The 2,149-nt window shown below is 61.1% G+C and carries 3 protein-coding genes; all 3 read left to right on the top strand.

Annotated elements, in window-relative coordinates; translation table 11 throughout:
- Window positions 1–365: carbohydrate ABC transporter permease (locus EN914_RS33050; protein ID WP_164779096.1), on the top strand; the 365-nt coding region annotated here is incomplete at its 5' end.
- A gap of 1 nt (window position 366) precedes the next feature.
- A complete protein-coding gene (locus EN914_RS33045; RefSeq protein WP_024502709.1) occupies window positions 367–1,260 on the top strand; it encodes a carbohydrate ABC transporter permease in 894 nt (297 codons plus the stop codon).
- A gap of 99 nt (window positions 1,261–1,359) precedes the next feature.
- Entirely contained in the window at window positions 1,360–1,971 is a 612-nt protein-coding gene (locus EN914_RS33040; protein ID WP_164779095.1) for a rod-binding protein, read from the top strand.
- Window positions 1,972–2,149 lie beyond the last annotated feature (178 nt).

The following is a 2,149-nucleotide window of genomic DNA, read 5'->3' as shown; positions in this document are numbered from 1 at the left end:
TGGCCGGCCTGCAGACGATTCCCCAATCGCTTTACGAGGCCGCGACGCTCGACGGCGCCAGCCGTTGGCAGTTGTTCCGCTATGTGACGCTGCCGCTGCTGACGCCGATCATCGCCATCACCATGACCTTTTCGGTCCTGTTCACCTTCACCGATTTCCAGCTGATCTATGTGCTGACTCGCGGCGGGCCGGTGAATGCCACCCATCTGATGGCGACGCTCTCGTTCCAGCGCGGCATTTCCGGCGGCCAGCTTGGCGAGGGAGCCGCGATCGCGGTGGCGATGATCCCGTTCCTGCTTGCGGCGATCCTTTTCAGCTATTTCGGGCTGCAACGTCGTAAATGGCAGCAGGGCGGTGGAGACTGACATGGCCGCGATAGAAACGAGCAACCGCCCGAACACGGATGAAGGCGGCATGGGCTATCTCCAGAGCCTGCCCCGGCGCGTGGTGACCGTTTATCTGCCGCTCCTGATCTTCGTCATCGTACTGCTGTTCCCGTTCTACTGGATGACGATCACGGCGGTGAAACCCAATCTCGAGATGACGGATTATGCCAATTTCAACCCGTTCTGGGTCGTCCATCCGACGCTCGAGCATATTCGGTATCTGCTCTTCGAGACGTCCTATCCGGGTTGGCTCCTCAACACGATCATCATCTCGACCGCCTCAACTTTCCTGTCGCTGCTGGCGGCGGTGTTCGCTGCCTATGCGATCGAGCGCTTGCGGTTTTCCGGGGCGCGGCAGGTCGGCTTGGCGATCTTCCTGGCCTATCTCGTGCCGCCCTCGATTCTGTTCATTCCACTGTCGGTAATGGTGTTCAACCTCGGCCTTTACGATACGCCGTTCGCACTGATCCTCACCTATCCGACGTTCCTCATTCCATTCTGCACGTGGCTCTTGATGGGCTACTTCCGCTCGATACCCTTCGAACTGGAAGAATGCGCGCTGATCGACGGAGCGAGCCGCTGGCAAATCCTGACCAAGATAGTTCTGCCGCTGTCGGTGCCCGGCCTGATCTCCGCCGGCATCTTCGCCTTCACCCTGTCATGGAACGAATTCATCTACGCCTTGACCTTTATCCAGTCGTCCGAAAACAAAACCGTGCCGGTCGGCGTGCTTACCGAACTCGTACGTTCGGACGTCTATGAATGGGGAGCCCTGATGGCAGGCGCGCTGATCGGCTCCCTGCCGGTGGTGGTGCTCTATTCATTCTTCGTCGAGCACTACGTCTCCTCGATGACGGGGGCGGTCAAGGAGTGAGGCTGAGGCGGAAATCCCACCCTCGGCCGGCAGCTTCGATCCGATCCCCGCACTCCGCTCCCTCTCCTTCCCGCAAGCCTGCCACAAGCTTGTTGAGGCATGGTCTGGTCAGGGAAAACCGGTAAAAGGCGGACTTTCTTGGCGATTTCTCCACCCAGCGACATCGTTATGGATGTGGCCCGAGCCGTCGACCCGGCGGATATCGAGACCGCCCGCGCCGCGCTGGCAAAGCGGGCCGGCGGCGCTGCGGGCACGTTTTCACTCGACACAGCCGCTTCCGTCGATGCCGGCTCGATCCTGTCGCGCGCCACAGCCGACAAGGCCGCCGCCGCAACCGACCCGGCCAAGAAATTCAAGAAGTTCGAGGCGATGGTGCTGCAGACCTTCATCCAGAACATGCTGCCCAAGGACACCGAGGGCGTCTACGGCAAGGGCCTGGCCGGCGACATGTGGAAATCGCAGCTTGCAGAGCGGGTGGCCGACGTGATGGCCGAACGCGGCGGCATCGGCATCGCCAAGTCGATGCTCGCCGACCACTATCTCGAAGGCAAGCGCGTCGTGCCCGTCGGTCCGGTTTCGGGCGGGCCGGAAAAGACCGAGGTCGGCCAGCAAAACAGCCTGTCGACCTCGCTGGTCCATCAATTGCAGCGCAAGGCTGCGGGATCGATGACCGGTGACGAGACGACCATAAAAACAAATATCAAGATCTAAACTGGGAAACGCCATGGCCGACTTTTCGGAATCCACGCCCAACCTGCCAGCACGCACGACCACGTCGGAAGCGCCGATCCCGTTCGCGCGGCCCGGCAACCTCGCCGCCATCATCGGCCGCATCGAGGAAGTGGTCGAGGAAGAGACGGCAGGCATCCGCAACGCCACCAACTATGAT

It is taken from the genome of Mesorhizobium sp. M7A.F.Ca.CA.001.08.2.1, from assembly GCF_003998455.1.
Taxonomy (GTDB): Bacteria; Pseudomonadota; Alphaproteobacteria; order Rhizobiales; family Rhizobiaceae; genus Mesorhizobium; species Mesorhizobium ciceri.
Note: the sequence above shows the minus strand (reverse complement) of the source record. Positions and strands in the feature narration are given on the sequence as shown.